Source organism: Marmoricola sp. Leaf446 (assembly GCF_001424755.1).
In the GTDB taxonomy this organism is placed as follows: Bacteria; Actinomycetota; Actinomycetes; order Propionibacteriales; family Nocardioidaceae; genus Marmoricola.
Window position 1 is genome coordinate 1,188,159 of the sequence record NZ_LMRF01000001.1, and the last position, 19,592, is coordinate 1,207,750.

Genomic DNA, 19,592 nt, shown 5'->3' on the forward strand with positions numbered 1-19,592 from the left:
GGTGCCCAGCCGAGCCCAGCCCTCCGCGGGCGACCTCGCCCGCCTCGGCTTCCGCGACACCTCGGCGGCCGGGCCGCTGCTGGCCTCGCTGGGCGGCGCCGCCGGTCCGCTGCTGCCCCTGATCGGCCGCAGCGCCGACCCCGACCAGGCGCTGGCCGCGCTGGTCGACCTCGCCGACGCGGTCGACGACCGCGACCGGCTGCTGCGTGAGGTCTCCGACGACGAGGGCACCTCGATGCGCCTGCTCAGCGTGCTCGGGGCGAGCCAGGCGCTGGCCGAGCACCTGCGCCGCCACCCCGAGCACTGGTCCGACCTGTGCGACCCCAGCCTCGGCTCGACCCGGCCGACCGCCGGCAGCCTGCGCGGCTCGCTGCTCGAGGCGGTGGGCGCCGACGCCGGCGACACCGAACCGGTCGCCACGCTGCCGTACGCCGAGGCGCTGGACGCGCTGCGCGTGGAGTACCGCCGCCTGCTGCTCGGCCTCGCCGCCCGCGACCTCGCCCACCACGTCGGTGTCGACGACGTCGCGGCCGAGCTCAGCGACCTCGCCGCCGGCACCCTCGAGGCGGGGCTGGCCGTGGCCCGCGCCAAGGTCGGCGAGGCCGCCTCGGGCGCCCGGCTGGCGGTCGTGGCCATGGGCAAGTGCGGGGGCCACGAGCTCAACTACGTCTCCGACGTCGACGTCGTCTTCGTGGCCGAGGCGGCCGAGGGCGTGGCCGAGACGGTCGCGCTGCGCACCGCCACCCAGCTGGCCTCGACGCTGATGCAGGTCTGCGGCGACCACACCCGCGAGGGCACGATCTGGCCGGTCGACGCCAACCTGCGTCCCGAGGGCAAGTCGGGCCCGCTCGTGCGCACCCTGGCCAGCCACGAGGGCTACTACGGCCGGTGGGCCAAGACCTGGGAGTTCCAGGCGCTGCTCAAGGCCCGGCCCGTGGCCGGCGACGCGGCGCTCGGGGCGGCGTACGTCGAGATGATCAGCCCGCTGGTGTGGTCGGCCGCGGAGCGCGACGGCTTCGTCGAGGAGGTGCAGGCGATGCGGCGCCGCGTCGTCGCCCACATCCCCGCCGACCAGACCGAGCGCCAGCTCAAGCTGGGGTCGGGCGGGCTGCGCGACGTCGAGTTCGCGGTGCAGCTGCTGCAGCTGGTGCACGGTCGCACCGACGAGGAGGTCCGGCCGCCGACGACCCTCTCGGCGCTCGCCCGCCTCACCGAGCGGGGCTACGTCGGCCGCGAGGACGGCGCCGAGCTGCACGAGGCCTACGCCTTCCTGCGCACCCTGGAGCACCGGATCCAGCTCTACCAGCTGCGCCGCACCCACGTGGTGCCCGCCGACGAGGACGCCCGCCGGCGGCTCGGCCGCTCGCTGGGCTTCACCAAGGACCCGGTGCGGGAGCTCGACAAGCTCTGGAACTTCCACCGCCGCGAGGTGCGCCGGCTGCACGAGAAGCTGTTCTACCGGCCGCTGCTCGCCGCCGTGGCGCGGATGAGCAGCGACGAGGCCCGGCTCAGCCCGGAGGCCGCGACCGAGCGGCTGGCGGCCCTGGGCTACCTCGACCCCAAGGCGGCGCTGCGGCACCTCGAGGCGCTGACCTCCGGCGTACGCCGCAGCGCGGCCATCCAGCGCACCCTGCTGCCGGCGATGCTGCAGTGGTTCGCCGACGCCCCCGACCCCGACGCCGGCCTGTTCGGCTTCCGCCGCATCTCCGAGGCGCTGGGCTCGACGCCGTGGTACCTCCGGCTGCTGCGCGACGAGGGCGAGGCGGCGCAGCGGATGGCGCAGGTGCTGGCCACCAGCCGCTACGCCACCGGGCTGCTGCAGCGCGAGCCGCAGGCGGTGGCGCTGCTGGGCGAGGACGAGCGGCTCGAGCCGCTGGGCCGGGCCGCGGTGCAGGCCGAGATGGCCGCCGCCGGCCGCCGCCGCGACGATCCTCGCGAGGCGGTGCTGGCGATCCGGGCGATCCGCCGGCGCGAGCTGCTGCGCATCAGCGTCGCCGACCTGTGCGTGCCGTTCGGGGTCGAGCAGGTCGGCTACGCGCTGACCGACGTCACCAGCGCGACCCTCGAGGCCGCGCTGGCCGCGGTGGTGCGCGGGGTCGAGGCCTCCCGGGGCGTGGCGATGCCGACCCGGCTGGCGGTCGTGGCGATGGGTCGCTACGGCGGCTTCGAGCTGGGCTACGGCAGCGACGCCGACGTGATGTTCGTGCACGACCCGCTGCCCGGGGCCGACCCCGCGCAGGCGGCCTCGATGGCGCAGGCGGCGGTCAACGACCTGCGGCGGCTGCTGGGGGAGCAGGGCAAGGACCCGACGCTGGAGGTCGACGCCGACCTGCGCCCCGAGGGGCGGCAGGGGCCGCTGGTGCGGACGCTGGGGTCCTACGCCGCCTACTACGCCAAGTGGTCGGCCGTCTGGGAGGCGCAGGCGCTGCTGCGGGCGGCCCCGGTGGTGGGCGACGCCGACGTGCAGGAGCGGTTCACGGCGCTCGTCGACCCGCTGCGCTTCCCCGCCGACGGGCTCAGCCAGGACGACGTCGTCGAGATCCGCCGCATCAAGGCCCGCGTCGACGCCGAGCGGCTGCCCCGGGGCGCCGACCCCGCGACGCACTTCAAGCTGGGACGCGGCGGGCTCTCCGACGTCGAGTGGACGGTGCAGCTGCTGCAGATGCAGCACGCCGGCCGCGTGCCCGAGCTGCGCACCACCAAGACGCTCGAGGCGCTGCGTGTCGCCGTCGAGCACGAGCTGCTCGACGAGGCCGACGCGGAGGGCCTGGTGGAGGCCTGGCGGTTCGCCAGCCGGGCACGCAACGCCACCGTCCAGGTGCGGGGCAAGCCCGCCGACCAGCTGCCCCGCGACGCCCGGGAGCGAGCCGCCGTGGCCGCGATCTTGCAGTACGATCCGGGGGAGTCCGAGGCCATGGTCAACGACTACCTGCGCTCCGCCCGACGTGCCCGTGGCATCGTCGACCGGGTGTTCTGGGGCTAGTCGTTGACGAGGTCCCCACCCGCGGCTAGATGAAGCTATCATCTTCAGATGTCCTCGATGAAGCCCGTTGCTTCAGGCTCGGTCGCGGCGGTCGTCATCGGTGACGTGGTCGGGTCCCGGGCGGCGGCCGACCGGACCGACCTGCACGCGCGGCTCGCAGCCGCCGTCGCGGAGTCCAACGAGGTGAGCGGACCGCTCACCCCCTGGCGGATCACGGTCGGCGACGAGTTCCAGGGCGCCTTCGCGGGCGTGGGTGAGGCGCTGCACGCCGTGCTCCTGCTGCGCACCGCGCTGGCCGGCGCGCCGGTCGGCGAGGGCCCCGAGCCGGAGCCGGTCGACGTGCGCTTCGGGGTGGGCTGGGGCCCGGTCGCGACGCTGGCCGACGAGCCCCGTGTCGAGGACGGCCCCGGCTGGTGGGCCGCCCGCGAGGCGGTCGAGGAGGTCAAGCGGTCGGCGCGCCGGGCCGGGTTGCGGCACCGCCGCACGTCGTACCGGCGGAGCGAGGGCGTGGCCGGCCCCGACCCCGACCTGGTCAACGCCGCGCTGCTCTGTCAGGACGAGGTGGTGGGATCAGCCTCGCCCCGGTCGCTGCGGCTGCTGGGGGGACTGCTGCAGGGCCGGCCCCAGGCCGACCTCGCCGCGGCCGAGGGCGTCTCCGCCTCGGCGGTCTCCCAGCGGGTGCGGCACGACGGGCTGGCCGTCGTGGTGGCGGCCGACGCGTTGCTGAGGAGGGTCACGTGAGCTGGATCGCGCTGCTGCTGGTGGGGCTGGGCGTCACCGACCTGGTGCGCTCGTGCCGTCCGCTGGGCGGCCTGGAGGGCTGCGTCGGCGGCTCGCTCGCCGTGCTGCTCGGGCTGCTGGCCGGGCTCACCTCGGTCACCGACGTCGTCGCCCTGCTGGGGATCGCGGCCGCGGGCGTCGCCTGGGGGCTGACGGTCGACCGCCACCTGCGGGGCGGGAGCGCGGTGCCGCCGCTCGGGGTCGTGGTCGTCGCGGTGGTGCTGGCGCTGCTGCTCTCCGGCACGGCCGGCGAGGGCGGGGGTGTGGTCGGGTCGTGGGTGGACGGGTCGGGCTTCCCCGGCGTACGCCACCTCAGCGTGGAGCGGCTGCTGCTGCTCGTCGGGGTGCTGCTGGCCCAGCTCAGCACCGGCAACGTGGTGGTCCGGCTGGTGCTCGCCGTCACCGGCACGGTCGAGCCCGCCGTCCACGACACGGTCGACGACCCCGAGCAGCAGCTCAAGGGCGGCCGGCTGCTCGGCCCGATGGAGCGGCTGTTCATCGTCGGCCTGGGCCTGGCCGGCGAGCTCACCGCGGCCAGCATCGTGATCGCGGCCAAGGGGCTGCTGCGCTGGCCCGAGCTGCAGTCGCGGGTGGAGCAGGCGCGGATCCACCGGCTCACGGAGTACTTCCTGGTCGGCAGCTTCGTCAGCTGGTTGTTCGCGCTGTCCTGCCTCGCGCTGGCCCGGCTCTAGCCGTCGAGGCCGCTGAGGTCGCCGGGCACGTCCACGGCGTGGGTCCGCAGCACCTCGAGGGGGAGCAGCGCCAGCACGGCCGCGTTGGTGGAGGCCAGCACCACGGGCGCCGCCACGCCGTCGGCGTGGGCCACGCCCCAGTTGCGCGCGGTCACGCACCACCGGTCGCCGGGGACCAGGCCGGGGAAGGCGTAATGCGGGACCGGCGTCGACAGGTCGTTGCCGATGGCGCGCTGGTGGGCCAGGAACTCCACCGTCATCACCGCGCAGACGGTGTGGCTGCCGCGGTCCTCGGCGCCGGTGCTGCAGCAGCCGTCGCGGTAGAAGCCGGTCATCGGCTCGGTGCCGCACGGCTCGAGCGGCCCCCCGACGACGTTGCGCTCCTCGGGGACGGGAGCGGGGTCGTCCGCGGGGTCGTCAGGGCTCATGGGGACAGCATGCGCGCCCGGCGCGGGGGTGGCGTACGCCGCGCCGGGTCGGGCTGGCCTCAGGAGGCGCCGGGCTCCTCGCCGCTCTCTATGTTGAACATCCAGGCCACGCCCCACGGGTCGGTCACCTGGCCGAAGGAGGCACCCCACATCTGCTTCTCCAGCGGCACGTCGACCGTGCCCTTCGCGGCGAACGCGTCCCACCAGCCCTTGAGCACGGCCTCGTCGGCGGCGTCGCCGCTCAGCGCGACCCCGAAGTCGTTGCCGTTGCGGATCTGCTCGCCGGGAGGGCCGTCGGAGGCCATCAGCCGGAAGCCGTCGTCGGTGACGAGCAGCGCGTGCATCACGCCCTCGGGCGGCGGCGTCGGGCCGGTCGCGCCCATGTCGCCGAAGGTCATCACCTCGAGCTTCCCGCCGAGCACGGACTGGTAGAACTCCATCGCCTCGCGGGCCGTGGTGTCGAAGATCAGGTAGGTGGTCAGGTAGCGGGACATCGGGTCTCCTCGGGGTGCGGGTGCCTCGGCCGGTTGCCGTCGTGGAACCGACCGGGGTGGGTGCTCGGAATCATCGCCCGGGGTGCCGAGGGACACGAGCACGAAACAACCCCGTGACCTGGCCCGCCTAGGTTCGGCGGGACACGAGCCATCTCGGGCCCCACTCACCCAGGAGTTCCCCATGACCGCCAACCAGGTCCGGCTGCAGGCCATCAAGGGCGTCGAGTCCACGGTGCCCCCGGCGTACAGCTTCGACCCGGGCGAGGAGCCCGGCCAGATCTTCGGCGAGAACGTCTTCAGCCTCAACGTGATGCAGAAGCGGCTGCCCAAGGGCGTCTACAAGTCGGTGGTCTCCACCATCGAGAAGTCGACGCCGCTGGACCCCGACGTGGCCGACGCCGTCGCCTCGGCGATGAAGGACTGGGCGATGGAGAAGGGCGCGACCCACTACGCGCACGTCTTCTACCCGCTGACCGGCCTGACCGCGGAGAAGCACGACAGCTTCCTGGACCCGGTGGGCGACGGCACGGCGTTCGCGTCGTTCTCGGGCAAGACCCTGGTGCAGGGCGAGCCCGACGCGTCGTCGTTCCCCAACGGCGGGCTGCGCAACACCTTCGAGGCGCGCGGCTACACCGGCTGGGACGTGATGAGCCCGGCGTACGTGCTGGAGAACCCCAACGGCAACACGCTGTGCATCCCCACCATCTTCATCTCGATGACCGGTGAGGCGCTCGACCACAAGACGCCCGTGCTGCGCTCGCAGCAGGCGATGTCGGCGCAGGCCAAGCGGGTGCTGCGGCTCTTCGGCCACGACGACCCCGACAACGTGGTGGCCTACTGCGGCCCCGAGCAGGAGTACTTCCTGGTCGACAGCCACTTCTTCACCGCCCGGCCCGACCTGCTCAACGCCGGCCGCACGCTCTTCGGGGCCAAGCCGCCCAAGGGCCAGGAGTTCGACGACCACTACTTCGGTGCCATCCCCGAGCGCGTGCTCGGCTTCATGATGGACACCGAGCGGGAGCTGTTCAAGCTCGGCATCCCCGCCAAGACGCGGCACAACGAGGTCGCCCCGGGCCAGTTCGAGGTGGCCCCGATGTTCGAGCGCGCCAACGAGGCCAGCGACCACCAGCAGCTGCTGATGACGACCTTCAAGTCGGTCGCGCGCAAGCACGGCATGGAGTGCCTGTTCCACGAGAAGCCCTTCGACGGCGTCAACGGCTCGGGCAAGCACGTCAACTTCTCGCTCGGCAACGCCGAGCTCGGCAGCCTGCTCGTGCCCGGCGACAACCCCCACGACAACGCGCAGTTCCTCGTCTTCTGCGCCGCCGTGGTCCGCGCGGTCCACCAGTACGGCGGGCTGCTGCGCAGCTCGGTCGCCTCGGCCGGCAACGACCACCGCCTCGGCGCCAACGAGGCGCCGCCGGCGATCATCTCGATCTTCCTGGGCGACCAGCTCGCCGACGTCTTCGACCAGATCGCCAAGGGCGGTGCGACCCACTCCAAGGAGAAGGGCACGCTGACCATCGGCGTGGACACGCTGCCCAACCTGAGCAAGGACCCGGGCGACCGCAACCGCACCAGCCCGTTCGCCTTCACCGGCAACCGGTTCGAGTTCCGCGCGCCGGGCTCCAACCAGACGGTGGCCGGCCCGATGGTCGTGCTCAACACGATCATGGCCGAGGCGCTCGACCACGCGGCGACCTACCTCGAGGACGCCGTGGCCGCCGGCACCGACTTCAACGAGGCCGTCCAGTCGCTCTTGACCGAGATCGTCACCGAGCACGGCAAGGTCATCTTCAACGGCAACGGCTACTCCGACGAGTGGCCGGTCGAGGCCGAGCAGCGGGGCCTGAAGAACCTCCGCACCACCGTCGACGCCCTGCCCGAGCTGATCACGCCCGAGGCGCTGGCGTTGTTCGCCAAGTACGACGTCTTCAACGACCGCGAGATGCACAGCCGCTACGAGATCGGGCTGGAGCAGTACGTCCTGTCGATCTCGGTGGAGGCCAACCTGACCCTCGAGATGGGCACCACCATCGTGCTGCCCGCGGCGGTGCGCTACCAGACCGAGCTCGCCACCAACGTCTCCGCGCTCAAGGCCGCCGGGGTGGACGCCGACCTCGCCGACCTCGAGGCCGTCTCGGTGCCGCTGGCCGCGCTCCGCGCCGGGCTCAAGGAGCTCGCCGCAGCGGTCGCCCACGAGCACCCCGAGGACGCGATGGAGGCGGCGACCTACTGCCGCGACACCGTGATCCCGGCGATGGCCGCGGTCCGCGAGGCCGCCGACACCCTCGAGGGCGTCGTGGCCGACGACCTGTGGTCGCTGCCGACCTACCAGGAGATGCTCTACCTGCTCTGATCCTCGACGTGCGCTAGACGGACAGGCCGGTGCGGCGGCGGGATATCGAGCCGCACCGGTCCTGGACGAGGCTCGACCTCAGGTCCTCGGCGTCGAGGGCGACGAGAGGAGCAGTCATGAGCGCACAGGTGCCGGAGCCCATCTCGAGGGCGGTGGACGACGCCGACGCGGCACTGGGGCGGCTCGACGCCGCGCTGGAGCAGCTGTCGGACGGCGACCTGCACCGGGCCCACCGCGACGGCGGCTGGTCGGTGGCGCAGGTCATCTCGCACATCAACATGTGCTCGATCCTGTGGCTCGGCGACATCAAGCGGCTCGAGAACGACCCCGACCTCGACTTCGTGTTCCGCGAGGAGGTCGGCCACGACATGCTCGGCTACCCGCCGCCGACGATCGAGCTGGCCCGCCAGCAGCTGGCCAGCACCCGTCGTACGATCACCACGGCCGGGGCCGCGGTCTCGACCGAGGTGCTCGCCCGCACCGTGACCATCCCCGACCTCGGCACCATGACGGTCGAGGAGTGGACCCCGCTGATCATCGGCCACGCCTCGAGCCACACCGAGCAGGCCTTCGAGATCATGCGCGACCGCGAGTTCGCCCCCGAGGGCGTCTGATGCGCGCGGCAGTGCTCACCGGCCTCGAGCAGGTCGTGCTGGAGGAGCGTCCCGAGCCCGAGGCGGGCCCGGGCTGGGTCGTCGTGCAGGTCGAGTCGGCGTCGCTGTGCGGCACCGACGTCCACCAGTACGACGGCCGCATCGACACCCCCTTCCCGCGGGTCCCCGGCCACGACTTCGCCGGCCGCGTGGACAGCGTCGGCGAGGGCGTCGACGAGTCGTGGGTCGGCAGGGCGGTCGCCGTGAAGCCGTCGCTGCCGTGCGGCCAGTGCCCGGAGTGCATCTCCGACAAGCCCTTCGACTGCAAGAAGAAGAAGCTGATCGGGCTGTGGTCCGACGGCTGCCTGACCGAGCGGATCGCCGTACCCGTCGTCAACCTGATCCCGCGTCCCGACGGCGTGGAGGCCTGGCAGGCCTCGCTGCTGGAGCCGCTGGCCGTCGGCCTCAACACGGTCGACCGGTTGCGGATCGTGCTGGGGGAGAGCGTCGTCGTGCTCGGCCAGGGCCCGATCGGCCTGGCGCTGACGCGGCTGTGCGCGCTGTCGGGGGCCGGCAAGCTGATCGTCACCGACGCCCGCGAGGCGCCGTTCGCGGTCTCCCGGCCCTACGGCGCGACCGACTGCATCGACGTCACGCAGACCGACGCCACCCAGGCGATCCTCGACCTGACCGACGGCGTCGGCGCCGACATCGTGATCGAGACCAGCGGCTTCCCGTCGTCCTCGGCGATGGTGCTCGACGCCGTCCGCAAGGAGGGCAAGGTCGCCCACATCGGCTGGGCCAACGACCTGCCACCGCTGCCGGTCATCCCGATCATGGCCAAGACGCTCACCGTCTACGGCGTGGGCGGCAACGGCGGGCGCGGCCAGTACGAGCGCAGCCTCGAGCTGGTCCGCAGCGGCCGCATCGACCTCGACCCGGTGGTCACCCACCGGTTCTCCCTCGACGACGTCGCGGAGGCCTTCGCCGTCGCCTCGTCGAAGACCGACGGCGCCATCAAGGTGATCGTCAGCCCGTAGTCCTCGGGGTGGTCGAGGAAGGACTCCTCCGGGCGGTCGACGAGGGACTCCTTCGGGTGGTCGAGGAAGGACGAAGTCCTGTCACGAGACCCCCCGGCGGGCCTCGTGACGGTCGCTGCGCGACCTCCTCGACCAGCCGGGGGCACGACTGGTCCCCTCAGGGACTCGGTCCGCCGTCAGCCGGCCGCGCGCTTGTAGGGGTCGGGCGGGAACCAGCCGCGGTCGACCACCTGCTGGGCCCAGGCGTCGAGCCGCGCGACGACGCGGTCGAGGTCGTCGCCGATCGCGGCGACGGCGGCCGCGACGGTGAGGTCGGTGGTGGCCTCGAGGTCCTCGCGGAAGGCGCGGCCGGCGTCGGTGAGGCGGCCGTCGGCGACCCAGCCGCGCTCGGCGAGGGTGCCGGTGCCGGCGTCCATCGCCTCGGGGCTCCAGGCCCGCGAGCCGGTGTAGCTCAGCGCGTCCCAGCCCACCCACAGCTCGGTGAGCTGGTTGGCCTGCACGCCGTCGACGCCCGAGGCGACCAGGGTCGCGAGGTGGCCGTCGCCGCGGTGCTCGCGCAGGATCGTGCAGGCGTGCCACAGCTGACCGAGGAGGTCCTCGGGCCAGGCCAGCCCGGTGAGGCCGGCGTGCAGCGCCCGGCCGGTCGGGTCGGCGGCCTCGCACGCGCGGCGCAGCACCGCCACGACCTCGGCCAGCTCCTCGGGCTCGCCGAGGCACTCGCGCAGCGCCGTGACGGCGCCCCGCTCCTTGGCCGCGCGCACGTCGTCCACGCTCGCCGTCGACCGGGCCGAGGCGAACAGGTCGGCGACCAGCCCCGGCTCGAAGACGCCGAACGCGGCGGAGGCCACGCGGGGCTCGACGTCGCCCAGCACGCTGGCCCGGCTGTAGACGTAGCCCTGCAGGAAGTCCAGCCCGAGGGCGGCGTACTCGTCGTAGGCCGGCTCGCTCCAGAAGCAGATCGTCGCCAACGGCTCGATCGCGTCACGCAGCCGGCGCGCCGGCGTCGTCCAGTCCAGGGACCGCACGTCCCCGTCGCGGCCGCCGAAGAACGCGGCCCGTGCCTCGCTGTAGTCCATGGCGCGATCATGGTGTGACCCGGACCACAGGCGCCATGCCGCGGCTGCGATCGTGCGGGTATCGGACACCGCGGTGCGGGCAACGGCTGCCCCAGGCCACCGGGCGTCGGACAAGGTGGACGCCATGGTGGTCGAGCTGGTCGAGGTCGGTCCTCGCGACGGACTGCAGAACGAGTCGCGCACGCTCCCCGTCGAGACCAGGATCGCGCTCATCGAGCGCCTGGTCGCGGCCGGCGTACGCCGCCTGGAGGCGGTGAGCTTCGTGCGGGGCGACCGCGTCCCGCAGATGGCCCACGCCGAGGAGGTGCTGGCCGGGCTGACGGTCCGCGACGACGTCGACCTGATCGGGCTGGTGCTCAACCGACGCGGTGCCGAGCGGGCCGCCGAGACGGTCTGCGACGAGCTCAACGTCGTGCTGCCGGTGACCGACGACTTCGCCACCCGCAACCAGGGCGTCACCGTCGAGCAGGGCCTCGAGCACGCGGCCGCCGCGGTGCGAGTCGCGCGCGACGCCGGCAAGCGCGCGAGCGTGACCCTGGCCGTCGCCTTCGGCTGCCCGTTCCAGGGAGAGGTGCCGGTCTCCCAGGTCGCGCGCGTCGTGGAGCGGGTCGCCGACCTCGGCATCGACGAGCTGGCCTTCGCCGACACCATCGGCGTCGGGGTGCCCGCCCAGGTGCACGCGCTCGCGGCCCTGGTGGCGGGCGACAGCCGGGTGCCGCGGCTGCGGTTCCACTTCCACAACACCCGCAACACCGGCTACGCCAACGCGTGGGCCGCGACCACGCTCGATCTCGCGGGCCACGGCGACCGGGTCTCGCTGGACGCCTCGGTGGGTGGCTTCGGCGGCTGCCCGTTCGCGCCGGCGGCGACCGGCAACATCGCCACCGAGGACCTGCTCCACCTGCTGCGCCGCTCGGGCGTGGAGGTCGCGGGCGCCGAGGTGCAGGACCTCGCGCCCCTGGTCGACACCGCGTCCTGGCTGTCCGAGGAGCTCGCCAGCCCGGTGCAGGCCCTGCTCGGCCGCGCCGGCGACCTGCTGCCCGGGGCCGCGTCGTGACCCACGACCCCCAGCAGCCCCTCGCCGGCGTCCGCGTCGTCGAGCTCGGCAACTACATCGCCGCCCCGACCGCCGGCCGGCTGCTGGCCGACTTCGGCGCCGAGGTGATCAAGGTGGAGCGCCCGGGCACCGGCGACGAGCTGCGCACCTGGCGGCTCTACGGCGGCGACACCTCGCTGCTCTACCGCACCATCAACCGCAACAAGCGCTCGGTCGAGATCGACCTGCGCACCGACGAGGGCCGCGAGACGGTGCTCGCGCTGCTGGCCCGCTCCGACGCGCTCATCGAGAACTTCCGCCCCGGCACGCTGGACAGGTGGGGCCTGGGCGCGGACGTCCTGGCCGAGGCCAACCCCGACCTCGTCGTCGCCCGCGTCTCCGCCTTCGGCCAGACCGGACCGATGGCCGGACGCCCCGGCTTCGCGGCCGTCGCCGAGGCGTTCGGCGGGATGCGCGACCTCGTCGGCGACCCCGACCGGCCCCCGGCCCGGGTCGGCGTCTCGATCGGCGACTCCATCGCGGGCCTGTACGCCGCGTTCGGCGTGGTGATGTCGCTGCTGGACCGAGAGAAGCGCCGGGCCGACGGCGTGCCGCCGGTGACGGCGGCCGAGCGTCACGTCGACGTCGCGCTGCACGAGGCGGTGTTCTCGATGATGGAGTCGCTGGTGCCCGACTACTCGGCGTACGACGTGCTGCGCCGGCGTACCGGCGGGCGGATGGAGGGCATCGCCCCGTCCAACGCCTACGTCTGCCGCGACGGCGCCTCGGTGGTGATCGCGGGCAACGGCGACTCGATCTTCGGCCGGCTGATGCGCACCATCGGCCGCGACGACCTGGCCGAGGACCCCTCGGTGGCGGGCAACGCCGGCCGCTGGGCGCGACGCGACGAGCTCGACGAGGCGATCGAGGCCTGGACGCGGCAGCACGACCGCGAGGACGTGCTGCGCGTGCTCGACGAGGCGGGCGTGCCGGCGGGCCCGATCTACAAGGCCGAGGACATCGTCGACGACGAGCAGTACCGCAGCCGCGACATGGTGCAGGAGCACCTCGTCGACGTCGAGGGCACGCAGCGGCCGGTGGCGTTCCCCGGGATCGTGCCGGTGCTGGGGGAGGCCTCGCTGCCGGTCCGCCACCTCGGCCCCGACCTGGGCGCGGACACGCAGTGGCTCCACGAGGAGGTCCTCGGCCGGAGCACCCCCGCCCCGACCCACGAGGAGAGCCCATGACCGCCGACCTGGCCGCGCTGCGCGAGGTCTCGCAGCGGGTGCTGTGGCTCTCCGCGGCGATCGTGGACGCGGCCAACCGGGGGCGGCCCGACGACAGCGGCATCAAGGTCGGCGGCCACCAGGCCTCGTCGGCCTCGATGGTCGACATCGTGGTGGCGCTGTGGTTCGACCAGCTGACCTCGCTCGACCGGGTCTCGGTCAAGCCGCACGCCTCCCCGGTGCTGCACGCCGTGAACTACCTGCTGGGCGACCTCGACGCCTCCTACCTGCCGACGCTGCGCGCCAAGGGCGGGCTGCAGTCCTACCCCTCGCGGTCCAAGGACCCCGACACCGTGGACTTCTCGACCGGGTCGGTCGGCATCGGCGCGACGGCGGCGCTGTGGGCGGCGATGGCGCACCGCTACGTGCGCTCGCAGCGGCCCGACGTGCCCGAGGCGGGTCGCTTCGTCAGCCTGCTCGGCGACGCCGAGCTCGACGAGGGCGCGATCTGGGAGGCGGTCGCCGACCCGCAGGTCGCCAGCCTCGGCGAGCTGCTGTGGGTGGTCGACATGAACCGCCAGTCGCTGGACCGGGTGGTGCCCGACATCGCGATCGCGCGCCTGCAGGCGATGTTCGAGGCCGCCGGGTGGCAGGTCGTGACGCTCAAGTGGGGACGCCTGGTCTCGGAGCTGTTCGACCGGCCCGGGGGAGACCTGCTGCGGGCGCGGATGGAGGCGATGCCCAACGAGGAGTACCAGCGGATGCTGCGGGTCGACCCCGACGAGGTCGCCGACCGGCTGCTCGGCAGCGACAGCCCCGACGCCCTGCGCGAGCTGGTCGGGTCGGTGCCCACCGACCACCTCGTCGCCGCGGTCCGCGACCTCGGCGGCCACGACCTCGGGTTGCTGGTCGACACCTTCGCCACCGTCGACGACCACCGCCCCACCGTGGTCTTCGCCTACACCGTCAAGGGCCGCGGGCTCCCGACGGAGGGGCACCCCAACAACCACTCGGTGCTGCTGACCGAGCAGCAGATGCGCGCGCTGGCCGAGGCGACCGGGTGCGACCTCGACGACCCCTGGGCGGGCCTGCCCGACGGCTCGCCGGCGGCGCGGCTCGCGACCAGGCGCCGCGAGGAGCTGGCCCGGCCGGTCGTCGAGCCCGGGGACGACCTCCGGGTCCCGGCGTCGCTGGGCCACGCCTACCGCAAGCAGGTCTCCACGCAGGCCGCGCTCGGCCGGCTGCTGGCCGACCTGGTCCGCGACGCTCCCGACGTGGCCGCACGGGTGGTGACGTGCAGTCCCGACGTCGCCTCCTCGACCAACCTGGGCGGCTGGATCAACAAGACCGGCGTGTGGTCGGTCGCCGAGCGGCGCGACTGGTTCGCCGACGACGACCAGCGGGTGCTGCGGTGGGCGGAGTCCCAGCAGGGCCAGCACCTCGAGCTCGGGATCGCCGAGGTCAACCTCGTCGGGCTGCTGGGCGAGCTCGGCGCGACGTGGTCGCGCTGGGGCGAGCGGCTGATCCCGGTCGCCACCCTCTACGACCCGTTCCTGAGCCGGGCCCTGGAGCCCTGGTCCTTCGGCCTGTACGCCGGGGGCCAGTCGATCCTCGTCGGCACCCCCAGCGGCGTCACCCTCGCGGCCGAGGGCGGCGCCCACCAGTCGATCTCGACCCCCTCGATCGGGCTCGAGCAGCCCGGCTGCGTCGCGTGGGAGCCCGCCTTCGCCCAGGACCTCGAGTGGTGCTTCCTGCACGCGATGGACCAGGTCGGGGTGCCGGGCGGCACCTCGGCGTACTTCCGGCTCTCGACGCGGCCGGTCGACCCGACGCTGGCGCGGGTGCCAGACGACGAGGTGCTGCGGGAGCGGCGCCGTCGCCAGGCCGTCAGCGGCGGCTACCGCATCACCGACCACCCCGCCCAGGACGAGGACGTCACCCTGGTCGGCACCGGCGCGGTGATGCCCGAGGTGCTCGCCGCGGCCGAGCAGCTGCGGCAGCGCGGCCTGGTGGTCGGCGTGGTCTGCCTGACCAGCGCCGACCTGGTGTTCCGGTCGTTCCAGCAGCGCGGCTCGCGGCACGGCGGGGTCGGGTCGGGCGTGCTCGACCTGCTGCTGCCCCCGGCCCACCCGGCGCCGCTGGTCACGGTCATCGACGGCCACCCCCACACGCTGGCCTTCCTCGCCGGCGCGCGCGGCGACCGCACCCGCTGCCTCGGGGTCAGCGAGTTCGGCCAGTCCTCCGACCTCGCCGATGCCCAGGCGCTGCACGGGATCGACGCCGTCTCGATCGTCGAGGCGGGCCTGGACCTCCTCGGACGCTGAGGGCGAGGCTTGCCGTGGCGGCTACTGTGACGGTCGCCACCAGGTCGAGACGTGGGGAGTGCCGCAGTGCCGAGAGAGTTCCTGGCCGGGGACGCGGTGATCGCCACCCGGAGCCTCGAGGAGGCGCGTGACGCCGTCACGCGGGTCTACCTCCCGCACGAGCTGGTCGGCCCGCAGGACGCGATGGACATGCGGCTCAACGCCACCAGCGACCGCTTCCTGACGCTGGGCTACCTCACCTACCAGGCCGAGACCGAGCTGCGGATGCCCGCGGCCGAGCAGTGGTACCACATCAACCTCCAGCTCACCGGGGCCACGTGGGCCTCCCGCACCGACGGCACCACCGAGACCACGCCGGCCCAGGAGCGCGGGCTCGTGCTCAACCCCCACCAGGCCAACACGGTGCGGTGGTCGCCGGACGCCGAGCAGCTGATCCTCAAGGTCTCCCGCAGCAGCCTGGAGTCCCACCTCGCCGACCTCCTCGGCCGGCCCGTGACCGAGGTCGTCGACTTCGACTTCGGGCTCGACCTGACCACCGCCCCCGGCCAGGCGCTGCTGCGCTCGGTGCGCTTCCTGGCCACCGAGCTCGAGCGGCCGGGCGGCGTACGAGACCTGCCGATGGCGCGCTCCCAGCTCGAGGCCTACGTGCTGACCAACCTGCTCACCGCCGGCCGCCACCAGTACTCCGACGCCCTCGCCGGCCGCGACGACGCCACCCGGCTGGGTCGGCTGGCGCCGGTGCTGCGCCACATCGAGGAGCATGCCGACACCGAGCTCACCCCCGAGTCGCTGGCCCGCGTCGCGTGCGTGAGCGTGCGGTCGCTGCACGCCGGCTTCCAGGAGCAGCTGGGCGAGCCGCCCATGGCCTACGTACGCCGGATCCGGCTCGGCAAGGTGCGCGCCGACCTGCTCCGCGCCGACCCACGGACCACCCGGGTCACCGACGTCGCGATGCGGTGGGGGTTCTTCCACCAGTCGCGCTTCGCCCAGCAGTACCGCGAGCAGTTCCAGGAGCTGCCGAGCGCGACGCTGCACGGCTGAGCCGTTCCGGCGGGGGCTGAGCCGTCCCGGCGGGGCCTGCCGTCAGCGGTCCTCGGTGCGCGGTGAGGGGATAGTGCTGCCTCGCGCGCGCTCGTAGCGTCGGCAGCCCCGCCGTCCCACGTCCCGAGGAGTGCCCGTGTCCGAGACCGCAGCCCAGACCGGATCGCTGGAGTCCTTCGGCCTGTTCATCGACGGCCAGCGGGTCGACGCCGCCTCCGGGAAGACCTTCGAGTCGACCAACCCCTACACCGGCCGGCCGTGGGCGGTGCTCGCCGACGGTGGGCCGGAGGACGTCGACCGCGCCGTGGCGTCGGCACGCGCCGCCTTCGAGGGCGAGTGGGGACAGATGTCGGGCTTCGGTCGGGCGGCGGTGCTGCGCGACGTGGCCACGGCCATCACCGAGAACGCCGAGCGGCTGGCGCTGCTCGAGGTGCGCGACTCCGGCAAGCTGATGCGCGAGATGCGGGGCCAGCTGCAGGGCCTGGGCGTCTGGTACTCCTACTTCTCCGGCCTCGCCGACAAGCTCGAGGGCAAGACCGTGCCGGCGATCTCGCCCAGCACCTACTTCGGCTACACGTTGCGCGAGCCGGTCGGCGTCGTGGGCGCGATCACGCCGTGGAACTCCCCGCTGCTGCTGCTCACCTTCAAGCTGGCGCCGCTGCTGGCCGCCGGCTGCACCTGCGTGGTCAAGCCCTCGGAGCACGCGCCCGCCTCGACGGTCGCGTTCGCCGAGGTGCTGCACGAGGCCGGCCTGCCCGCCGGCGTGCTCAACGTCGTCACCGGTTGGGACCGCTCGACCGGCGAGGCGCTGGCCTCCCACACCGGCGTCGACAAGGTCGCCTTCACGGGCAGCACCGCCACCGGCGCCGCGGTCGCCAAGGCCGCGGTCGCGAACATCAACAAGGTCACCCTCGAGCTCGGCGGCAAGTCGCCCCAGGTCGTCTTCCCCGACGCCGACCTCGACGCGGCGGCCAATGGCCTGGTGGCCGGCGTCTTCGCCGCCACCGGCCAGACCTGCATGGCCGGCTCCCGGCTGATCGTCCACGAGAGCGTCAAGGACGAGCTGATCGCCAAGGTCGCCGCCCGCGCCGAGGAGATTGTGCAGGGCGACCCGACCGAGGCCGACACCGAGATGGGCCCGGTGGCCAACCGGCCGCAGTACGAGAAGGTCATCGGCTACCTCGACGGCGCCCGCGAGGAGGGCTGGACGATCGCGGCCGGCGGCGGCGCCAACGAGGAGCTCGGCGGGCTGTTCGTGCGACCCACCGTCGTCGTCGCCGCCCCCGAGGCGACCATCGCCCGCGAGGAGGTCTTCGGGCCGGTGCTCACGGCGTACACCTTCACCGACGAGGAGGAGGCGGTGCGGCTGGCCAACGACACGCCGTACGGGCTGGCGGGGGCGGTGTGGACCAAGGACGTCCACCGCGCCCACCGGGTGGCTGCGGCGATCAAGGCCGGGACGGTCTGGATCAACGCCTACCGCGTCGTCGCGCCCAACATGCCCTTCGGCGGGTTCGGCATGTCCGGCATCGGCCGGGAGAACGGCTCGCAGGCCGTCGACGAGTACCTCGAGAACAAGTCGGTCTTCGTCGAGCTCACCGGCGGCACCCGCGACCCGTTCAAGCTCGGCTGAGGCGGGTCAGGACAGGTCGAGCTGGGCCTGCACCAGGTCGTCGCGCTCGGCCGGCTCCAGCCGGACCCGCCAGGTGCGGCCCTCGGCCTGGCCGCAGGGGCGAGGGGTGGCCGCGGCATCCGCGGCGCAGGCGGCCGACAGCAACCGGCCGCCCAGCACGGTGACGGTCCGGGGCACCCGGCCGCGCGAGACGTCGAGGTCGAGGGAGGTCAGTCGCGCCAGCGCCCGGTCGGGGTCGTCGTCGCTCCGCATCACCGCCCCCGTCAGCACGTAGCTGACGTGCACCTCCTCGGCGCCGTCGAGCGAGTACGCCGCCGACGAGCCGCGCACGACCCCGGGACCGGGCCGGTCGCCCGACGGGGTCTCGACCCGCACCTCGCGGGCGGTGACTGGGTCGGACCCGGTCCCGGGCACCGTGGGCACGCTCAGCCGGAGCCGCGAGACCGGGCGCGTGCTGGCGATCCAGTGGTCGACCCGGATGTCGCCCTCGGCCCGGACCCGGCTGCGGACGTACTCGCTGTCCGGTGCCACCGCGACCGGCAGCTGCAGCCGCGAGGCCGGGGTGGCGGTCTCGGTCGTGGCAGCCGGCTCGTCCCACCGCACCACGACGACGCCCAGCAGGGCGATGGTCAGCAGGGCCGACAGGGCCAGGAGGGTGAGGAGCACCGCCCGGGCGGGCAGCCGGGCGAGCGCGGACCTCTCGTCCGCGCGGTCGTCGTCGGGGTCAGGCTCGCCCTCGTCCAGGTCGTCCCGGTCGGACCGGTCCTCGGTCTCGTCGTCGGGCCGGTCGGCGAAGAGCGCGTCGGCCGCGGAACGTTCCGCGGGCTCCTCGGGCTCTTCGGGCTCCTCGGTGGCTGGGTCGAGGTCGGGGTCAGGGTCGTCGGGGTCGGGGTCGGGGTCGGGGTCGGGGGTGTCGTCGCTCGGGGCCTCGTGGTCGGCGTCGTGCGCCTCGGCCGGCCCGTCCTCGGCCGCCCCGACATCGTCCCGATCCTGGTCTCCCCGCTCGTCCTGGTCGTCCTCGAGGAGGTCGACCGGGGCCATCACCCCGTCGTCGTCGGGCTCGTGGACGACGCCGTCCTCGTCGACGACCACGGCGTCGGCGTAGTGGTAGAGCCAGCGCTCGACGTACTCCCCGTCGACCTGGACCTCGTGCAGCGCCCAGCCCGGGTCGTCGGCGCCGGTGGTGTCGGTGTCCTGGGCCTCGGTGTCCACGTCGCTCACCCGCGTGGGGTGGGGTCGGACGCGGGTGTGGCGGTGACGACGACCAGCCGCTGGTAGCCCCCGCGATCGGGCAGGTACGGCGGGGCGCAGGTCACCATCACCAGCCTCCGGTCGCCGGCGGGACGGTAGATCCACCGCTGCCGCAGCGCGGTCGCGCGGTCCAGCCGCCGCACCGAGGTCGTCGTGAACGACTGCCGCAGGCCGGCCGAGGTGACGTCGAACCGGTCGCCGCGCTGGGACTCGAGCAGCGTCGCGAAGGGTCCGAGGCCCTGTGACCTGGAGTCGACGTGGGCCGCGAGGAGCGTCGAGCCGAAAAGGTCGCCGATCCCGGAGCCGCCGCGCCACCAGCCGGCCTCGTCGACGTCGGGCGGCACGTCGAGCACCCCGTCGGTGCGGGAGGACACGGCGCGCACCCGCACGACGGCGCCGTCGGGCAGGCGGACCTCGACGGGAGGCTCGGCCCGTACGGCGCCTGCCCGCCGGGCCGGGCGTGACTCGAGCTCGACCGGGGCCTCGTCGCCCGGAGCGGTCCGCTGGGTCGGCTGCTCGACGGCGCCGGAGGTGTCCCGGGGCGAGGGCCACCACAGGGTCGAGGTCGTGACCACCACCGCGACGAGCAGCACCGAGAGCGCGAACCGCAGCAGCGGGCTGCGACCAGCTGCCACG

Annotated in this window: 16 protein-coding genes; 11 read left to right on the forward strand and 5 right to left on the reverse strand. The window is 73.9% G+C overall.

From position 1 onward, the window contains the following. Position 1 precedes the first annotated feature (1 nt). The 3 genes from ASG49_RS05605 to ASG49_RS05615 are packed head-to-tail and all read left to right on the forward strand — an operon-like array spanning position 2 to position 4,455. Positions 2 to 2,983 (forward strand): bifunctional [glutamine synthetase] adenylyltransferase/[glutamine synthetase]-adenylyl-L-tyrosine phosphorylase, encoded by a 2,982-nt coding sequence (locus ASG49_RS05605; protein WP_056538139.1) that lies wholly within the window; start codon positions 2 to 4, stop codon positions 2,981 to 2,983. 48 nt (positions 2,984 to 3,031) lie between these two features. Continuing rightward, positions 3,032 to 3,724, forward strand: coding sequence for a SatD family protein (locus ASG49_RS05610; RefSeq protein ID WP_082533802.1), 693 nt, complete (start codon positions 3,032 to 3,034; stop codon positions 3,722 to 3,724). After that, a complete protein-coding gene (locus ASG49_RS05615) occupies positions 3,721 to 4,455 on the forward strand; it encodes a hypothetical protein (protein ID WP_056538141.1) in 735 nt (244 codons plus the stop codon). The genes ASG49_RS05610 and ASG49_RS05615 overlap by 4 nt, the downstream gene beginning before the upstream one ends. Here ASG49_RS05615 and ASG49_RS05620 read toward each other — a convergent pair. Both ASG49_RS05620 and ASG49_RS05625 read right to left on the reverse strand, forming a co-directional pair. Next, a complete protein-coding gene (locus ASG49_RS05620) occupies positions 4,452 to 4,883 on the reverse strand; it encodes a DUF2237 family protein (RefSeq protein WP_056538145.1) in 432 nt (143 codons plus the stop codon). The genes ASG49_RS05615 and ASG49_RS05620 overlap by 4 nt on opposite strands. Positions 4,884 to 4,942: 59 nt before the next feature. Further along, positions 4,943 to 5,377 (reverse strand): VOC family protein, encoded by a 435-nt coding sequence (locus tag ASG49_RS05625; protein WP_056538149.1) that lies wholly within the window; start codon positions 5,375 to 5,377, stop codon positions 4,943 to 4,945. Between the two features lie 181 nt (positions 5,378 to 5,558). Here ASG49_RS05625 and ASG49_RS05630 point away from each other — a divergent pair, with 181 nt between their 5' ends. From ASG49_RS05630 to ASG49_RS05640, 3 genes are all read left to right on the forward strand, one after another. Further along, complete coding sequence (locus tag ASG49_RS05630) at positions 5,559 to 7,736, forward strand: glutamine synthetase III (protein ID WP_056538152.1); 2,178 nt, start codon at positions 5,559 to 5,561, stop codon at positions 7,734 to 7,736. Positions 7,737 to 7,852: 116 nt separating this feature from the next. Continuing rightward, positions 7,853 to 8,350: a DinB family protein gene (locus ASG49_RS05635; protein ID WP_082533803.1), complete on the forward strand. Its 498-nt coding sequence runs from the start codon at positions 7,853 to 7,855 to the stop codon at positions 8,348 to 8,350. After that, positions 8,350 to 9,369: a zinc-binding dehydrogenase gene (locus tag ASG49_RS05640; protein ID WP_082533804.1), complete on the forward strand. Its 1,020-nt coding sequence runs from the start codon at positions 8,350 to 8,352 to the stop codon at positions 9,367 to 9,369. The genes ASG49_RS05635 and ASG49_RS05640 overlap by 1 nt, the downstream gene beginning before the upstream one ends. 176 nt (positions 9,370 to 9,545) lie before the next feature. On the opposite strand, the gene ASG49_RS05645 is transcribed toward ASG49_RS05640, so the two are convergent. Then, positions 9,546 to 10,445: a hypothetical protein gene (locus ASG49_RS05645; RefSeq protein ID WP_056538159.1), complete on the reverse strand. Its 900-nt coding sequence runs from the start codon at positions 10,443 to 10,445 to the stop codon at positions 9,546 to 9,548. Between the two features lie 124 nt (positions 10,446 to 10,569). On the opposite strand from ASG49_RS05645, the gene ASG49_RS05650 reads away from it, so the two are divergent. From ASG49_RS05650 to ASG49_RS05670, 5 genes are all read left to right on the forward strand, one after another. Further along, the gene (locus ASG49_RS05650; RefSeq protein WP_056538161.1) at positions 10,570 to 11,502 is read left to right on the forward strand and encodes a hydroxymethylglutaryl-CoA lyase; all 933 of its coding nucleotides are present in this window, start codon (positions 10,570 to 10,572) and stop codon (positions 11,500 to 11,502) included. After that, complete coding sequence (locus ASG49_RS05655) at positions 11,499 to 12,728, forward strand: CaiB/BaiF CoA-transferase family protein (protein ID WP_056538164.1); 1,230 nt, start codon at positions 11,499 to 11,501, stop codon at positions 12,726 to 12,728. The genes ASG49_RS05650 and ASG49_RS05655 overlap by 4 nt, the downstream gene beginning before the upstream one ends. After that, entirely contained in the window at positions 12,725 to 15,031 is a 2,307-nt protein-coding gene (locus ASG49_RS05660; protein WP_056538167.1) for a pyruvate dehydrogenase, read from the forward strand. Before ASG49_RS05655 ends, ASG49_RS05660 begins: the two co-directional genes overlap by 4 nt. A 66-nt stretch (positions 15,032 to 15,097) precedes the next feature. Next, the gene (locus ASG49_RS05665; RefSeq protein ID WP_200936203.1) at positions 15,098 to 16,072 is read left to right on the forward strand and encodes an AraC family transcriptional regulator; all 975 of its coding nucleotides are present in this window, start codon (positions 15,098 to 15,100) and stop codon (positions 16,070 to 16,072) included. 136 nt (positions 16,073 to 16,208) lie between these two features. After that, the gene (locus ASG49_RS05670; RefSeq protein ID WP_056539853.1) at positions 16,209 to 17,705 is read left to right on the forward strand and encodes an aldehyde dehydrogenase; all 1,497 of its coding nucleotides are present in this window, start codon (positions 16,209 to 16,211) and stop codon (positions 17,703 to 17,705) included. A gap of 6 nt (positions 17,706 to 17,711) precedes the next feature. Here ASG49_RS05670 and ASG49_RS05675 read toward each other — a convergent pair whose 3' ends face one another. After that, on the reverse strand, positions 17,712 to 18,926 hold the full coding sequence (locus ASG49_RS05675; RefSeq protein WP_056538173.1) for a hypothetical protein: 1,215 nt from the start codon (positions 18,924 to 18,926) through the stop codon (positions 17,712 to 17,714). Next, complete coding sequence (locus tag ASG49_RS05680; protein WP_056538177.1) at positions 18,923 to 19,591, reverse strand: class F sortase; 669 nt, start codon at positions 19,589 to 19,591, stop codon at positions 18,923 to 18,925. Before ASG49_RS05680 ends, ASG49_RS05675 begins: the two co-directional genes overlap by 4 nt. Position 19,592 lies beyond the last annotated feature (1 nt).

Excerpts from the sequence above, each read along its gene's own strand:
- ASG49_RS05660 (WP_056538167.1), top strand. The coding sequence starts at position 12,725 with ATGACCGCCGACCTGGCCGCGCTGCGCGAGGTCTCGCAGCGGGTGCTG.
- ASG49_RS05625 (WP_056538149.1), bottom strand. The coding sequence starts at position 5,377 with ATGTCCCGCTACCTGACCACCTACCTGATCTTCGACACCACGGCCCGC.
- ASG49_RS05650 (WP_056538161.1), top strand. The coding sequence starts at position 10,570 with ATGGTGGTCGAGCTGGTCGAGGTCGGTCCTCGCGACGGACTGCAGAAC.
- ASG49_RS05610 (WP_082533802.1), top strand. The coding sequence starts at position 3,032 with ATGTCCTCGATGAAGCCCGTTGCTTCAGGCTCGGTCGCGGCGGTCGTC.
- ASG49_RS05635 (WP_082533803.1), top strand. The coding sequence starts at position 7,853 with ATGAGCGCACAGGTGCCGGAGCCCATCTCGAGGGCGGTGGACGACGCC.
- ASG49_RS05640 (WP_082533804.1), top strand. The coding sequence starts at position 8,350 with ATGCGCGCGGCAGTGCTCACCGGCCTCGAGCAGGTCGTGCTGGAGGAG.
- ASG49_RS05620 (WP_056538145.1), bottom strand. The coding sequence starts at position 4,883 with ATGAGCCCTGACGACCCCGCGGACGACCCCGCTCCCGTCCCCGAGGAG.
- ASG49_RS05645 (WP_056538159.1), bottom strand. The coding sequence starts at position 10,445 with ATGGACTACAGCGAGGCACGGGCCGCGTTCTTCGGCGGCCGCGACGGG.
- ASG49_RS05630 (WP_056538152.1), top strand. The coding sequence starts at position 5,559 with ATGACCGCCAACCAGGTCCGGCTGCAGGCCATCAAGGGCGTCGAGTCC.